We start from the raw sequence: 3,934 nt of genomic DNA, 5'->3' as shown, positions 1-3,934 counted from the left end.
TATTGACCTTCTGCGGGATGAGTGCTGCTCTTGGTGCCTTTTTTGGTGCGCCGATCGGGGGGGCATTGTTTGCCCTAGAAATTCCCCACCGCCGGAGTCTGGAATACTATGAAGCCATCGTACCAGCGATTGTCGCGTCAATTTTTAGCTTCTCTGTTTTCCGCTTTGGTACTGGCTTAGATGTGGGAGGAATTTACCGCTTTAACCTTTTTGATACGTTACCTACTCTGTCCTGGCTAAATTTAATTGAGGGTGGATTACTCGGGGTTGCTGGTGGATTAGCAGCTATCGTGTTTATCTATATCTTTCGCTTTACCAAGTCTTGGATTAAATCGATTGAACATCGGCACATTTTGCTAGCTACACTAGGCGGATTATCGATCGGGTTGATTGCTGTATTCTTTCCCCAAACCCTATTTTTTAGTGAGGAGCAAATTGAAACAGTGATTGAACAAGGTCCCACTTTGGGGGTAACCATGTTACTGGGGATTGCTTTGGCAAAAATGTTTGCGATCAGTTTTACCCTCCACGGTGGGTTTAGAGGCGGATTTATCTTTCCTCTATTTTTCATCGGTGCTAATCTAGGTTTAGCTATCTCCATCGCCTTACCCGGAATTCACCCCACCATTGCTATGCTTTGCCTGATGGCAGCGGTGAATGTTGCGGTCACCAAAACACCGGTCAGTAGTACCGTTATTCTTAGCGTTCTGTCTGATACCTCGATTCTTCCAATTATTGCTATTGCTAGCTTTGCCAGTTTCTTGTTAACTACTAATATTTCTTTGCTGAAAACTCAGCGATCGCGTAGTGAGGAGGGTCTCCCAGTAAGGGCTTAAGAGGGTGTATCTTTTTGTGGTAAATCTATAACTAAAGGAAGTGTGTGGAGGGTGGGGAGAGGGGGAGATAGGGAGGTGGGGAGATGGGGGAGATTTTTATTCAGGGTAATTGTCATCCGTTTTTTTTGTTGAGACGTTAGCTAATTGGTTGACACTCCCCGGTCATTAGACGCGGGGATTCTTCATTCATCGACTCGACTTGCTGAACCTGACCGGAATCAAGAACAGTAGAGGCCAAATCTCCTGAAGCGTTCGGATTAATAATCCAAGTTCCGACGTGCCCCGTCGTACTTATGGCTCTATTGCGGATGTTGATGGCGGCGTTGTGGTCTCTATCAAGTTCACATCCGCATTCACAGACATGAGTCCTAGTAGAAAGGGATTTCTTGACTACCTCACCACATTCAGAACAGTTTTGACTAGTATAGGCAGGATTTACTGCAACAGTTATCCTGTCAAATTTAGTTCCAAAATGTTCCAGCCATTTCCTGAATTGATACCAACCTGCGTCGTTAATAGACTTGGCGAGACAGTGATTTTTTACCAGATTTTTAACTCTTAAATCTTGCCTTCGGCACGCTGCGCGAACGTAGGCGACCAGATCGTTAGATTCGGCGAAGCCGACGCTACGCGAACGGATTACGCAACGTGCAAGTCTCTTTGCATGTTCTTGACGCTGCCTACTTATTTTAAGATGCTGTCTACTTAGCCTATTAACCGCTTTTTTGCGATTGGATGAGCCTTTCTTTTTCCGAGAAACCCGGCGCTGATAAAACTTTAAACGTTTCTCCCCTTTTCTGTAGAATCGGGGATTGGGTTCAGAATGACCATTGGAGTCTGTGTAGAACTCTTTGATTCCTACATCTAGGCCAACCATCTCGCCTGTGTGCTCTACTTCCTCTTTCACGTTAACTGCAACGCAGAATTGAACGTAGTACCCATCAGCTCGCTTGACTATCCGAACCCGATTAATTTGCTTCTTGTCGAAGCGCCACAAGTCCCAGGTGCCTTTGAGCTTAAGCTTTCCAATCCCTTTTTTGTCTGTGAAGGTTATAGACTTTTTGTCAGGAGATAATTTCCATCCTGACTTCTTGTATTCGACAGACCGAGCAAGTTTTTGGAACCTTGGAAAACCCTTCTTGCCTGGGACTTTTTTCTGGCAATTATCGTAGAAGCGAACAATCGATGACCATGCCCTCTCAGACGCAGCCTGACGAGCAGTAGAGTTTAATTCATTGGCAAAAGGGAACTCTTTTGCCAGTATTTTTGAGTACCGACTAAGGTCGCTTTTCCCTGTCCCTTTATTATCTAGCCACAAACGGATGCAGCTATTTCGGATAAACTTAACAGTCCGGATAGCTTCGTCTATGGCTGAATATTGAGACTCTTGGCCTTTGGCTTTGAACTCTAGAATAATCACCGAATATCGACCTCCTTAACCTTTGGTTACCCTACGCGAACGATAGATTTTTATATAATCATAATTGTATAAAAGCGTAAAGTGCTAATCAAAATTTTCCTCACGGCGACTAAAGTCGCTGCGAGCTTTCATCCCGGAGACGAAACCTTAAAATAAGGCAGCCTTAATCATAAAGTTTTAACCCTTTTCAGCCAAGCCTCCCAACCATAAAGGCTGCCTTGTTTTTGCGGTAACTTCTGACCCGGTTTAAAAACACGGGGCTTTCAGCTTTTGGGAATTCCGTAAAACTGGATGTAGTGGGTCATAAACTCGTTCAGAATTTCCTTGAATCACCCGGTGAATGGGAACAACCTCCACCACGCAGTTAGTGTATGCGATCGCTTCCAACTGTCTTACCAACTCGGGTGACCAAGGTTCCTGACGAACTCTCTGATTTTGGCCAGTCAGCCACTCAATTAAATGCGATCGCATCACACCTGGTAAAATTCCAGCTTCCACTGGTGGTGTCCACCACTGACCATCTCCCCATCCCCATAAGTTACCTGTGCTAGTTTCCAGCCAATTCCCGTAATTATCTACCAGAATCGCTTCGAGTGCTCCCATATTTTGCGCCATTTGCTTCGCCAGCCATGGAGATAGGTAATTCCCGGTCTTGTGAGTAGGTAAGCAGCGATGAAATTTTACGGAGGGGGACTCGGCTACCCAAGCAGTGATACCCTGTTCTTGCCACTGGGCTAAATGTGCTGGCAGAGGACGACCCATAATCAATTCTCGTCCATCGGGGAATAGGGTAATTCTCAGCACTGGGTAAAGGGTGATCAGTGATTGTGCTCCTTGGCGCAATTGCTCCCAATCCGGCTGTTGCCAACCAAATGCTTGTAGACTCGATTGGAGGCGATGGCAATGATTAGTCCAATGGGTTAGTGGGTGATCTAAGGACTGATGGTAAACCCGTAGGGTGGTGAAAACTGTAGCGCCATATATAAATCCTGGCTCATCAATGGTCAGGCTCAGGGAGTTACCCTCAATTAGCTGGGCATTGTACCAAAAGCAAGGTTTTGACATCGCTGTTATCGTAATTAACCAGAATTGCGATTAGAATCTGCTTTTCCTCTTCGAGCGGTTTGCCTAGAACGCATGGTGTACTGACCATGAATGTTGACCAAGTAGGGAACTATATAGGTTAAACCCCCTGAAATCCATCGCTCTCGATTCATCTGTCCTTGTAGGAGAGCAGAACCATGGTTGATCACAAACAGAACTGAGCCAACCACCAAAGCCACCCTCAGCGCAGTTGGCATCAATTCGCGATCAACAACACTTAGACAGAAATCTTTTAGAGGTTTCACCCTGTAGCTATCTAGGAAGCTGTTAACGATACAATTTTACCTAACTGATGTTTTTTTTTGGCGGTTGACTCTTAATTACTAGAAATTACAACACTGAAAGCCCCGTATCTTTAGAGCGGGGATGAAAGTGCCCAGCGACTTTAGTCGCCGTGAGAAAAATCTTGGCTAGTACTTGACATTTTTATAAGAAATTGTTTATATAAAAATATATCCTTTGCGTAGCGTAACCGTTCGCGTAGCGTGACCGTTGGTCAAGGTTAAGGAGGTCGATATTCGGTGATTATTCTAGAGTTCAAAGCCAAAGGCCAAGAGTCTCAATATTCAGCCAA

4 protein-coding genes are annotated in these 3,934 nt (G+C 45.1%); 1 reads left to right on the top strand and 3 read right to left on the bottom strand.

What is annotated here, in order from left to right; all coding sequences use genetic code 11:
- Window positions 1–836 (top strand): chloride channel protein (locus F6K57_RS38855; protein ID WP_293073987.1); only part of this gene is annotated, 836 nt, incomplete at its 5' end.
- 136 nt (window positions 837–972) lie between these two features.
- On the opposite strand, the gene F6K57_RS38850 is transcribed toward F6K57_RS38855, so the two are convergent.
- The 3 genes from F6K57_RS38850 to nrtS all read right to left on the bottom strand — a co-directional run bounded on the left by F6K57_RS38850 (window position 973) and on the right by nrtS (window position 3,605).
- Window positions 973–2,256 carry a transposase gene (locus tag F6K57_RS38850; protein ID WP_293073984.1) on the bottom strand — a complete coding sequence of 428 codons (1,284 nt, stop codon included), beginning with the start codon at window positions 2,254–2,256 and terminating at the stop codon, window positions 973–975.
- Between the two features lie 246 nt (window positions 2,257–2,502).
- Window positions 2,503–3,321 carry an aminotransferase class IV gene (locus F6K57_RS38845; RefSeq protein WP_293073981.1) on the bottom strand — a complete coding sequence of 273 codons (819 nt, stop codon included), beginning with the start codon at window positions 3,319–3,321 and terminating at the stop codon, window positions 2,503–2,505.
- Window positions 3,322–3,335: 14 nt separating this feature from the next.
- On the bottom strand, window positions 3,336–3,605 hold the full coding sequence (gene nrtS, locus F6K57_RS38840) for a nitrate/nitrite transporter NrtS (RefSeq protein WP_293073978.1): 270 nt from the start codon (window positions 3,603–3,605) through the stop codon (window positions 3,336–3,338).
- Window positions 3,606–3,934: the final 329 nt, after the last annotated feature.

This window comes from Moorena sp. SIO4A5, assembly GCF_010672005.1.
GTDB lineage: Bacteria > Cyanobacteriota > Cyanobacteriia > Cyanobacteriales > Coleofasciculaceae > Moorena.
The sequence above is the reverse complement of the archived record's forward strand: the minus strand, read 5'-3'. Positions and strand labels throughout refer to the sequence as shown.

Coding starts and splice junctions, on each gene's coding strand:
- F6K57_RS38845 (WP_293073981.1), bottom strand. CDS start 3,321: ATGTCAAAACCTTGCTTTTGGTACAATGCCCAGCTAATTGAGGGTAAC.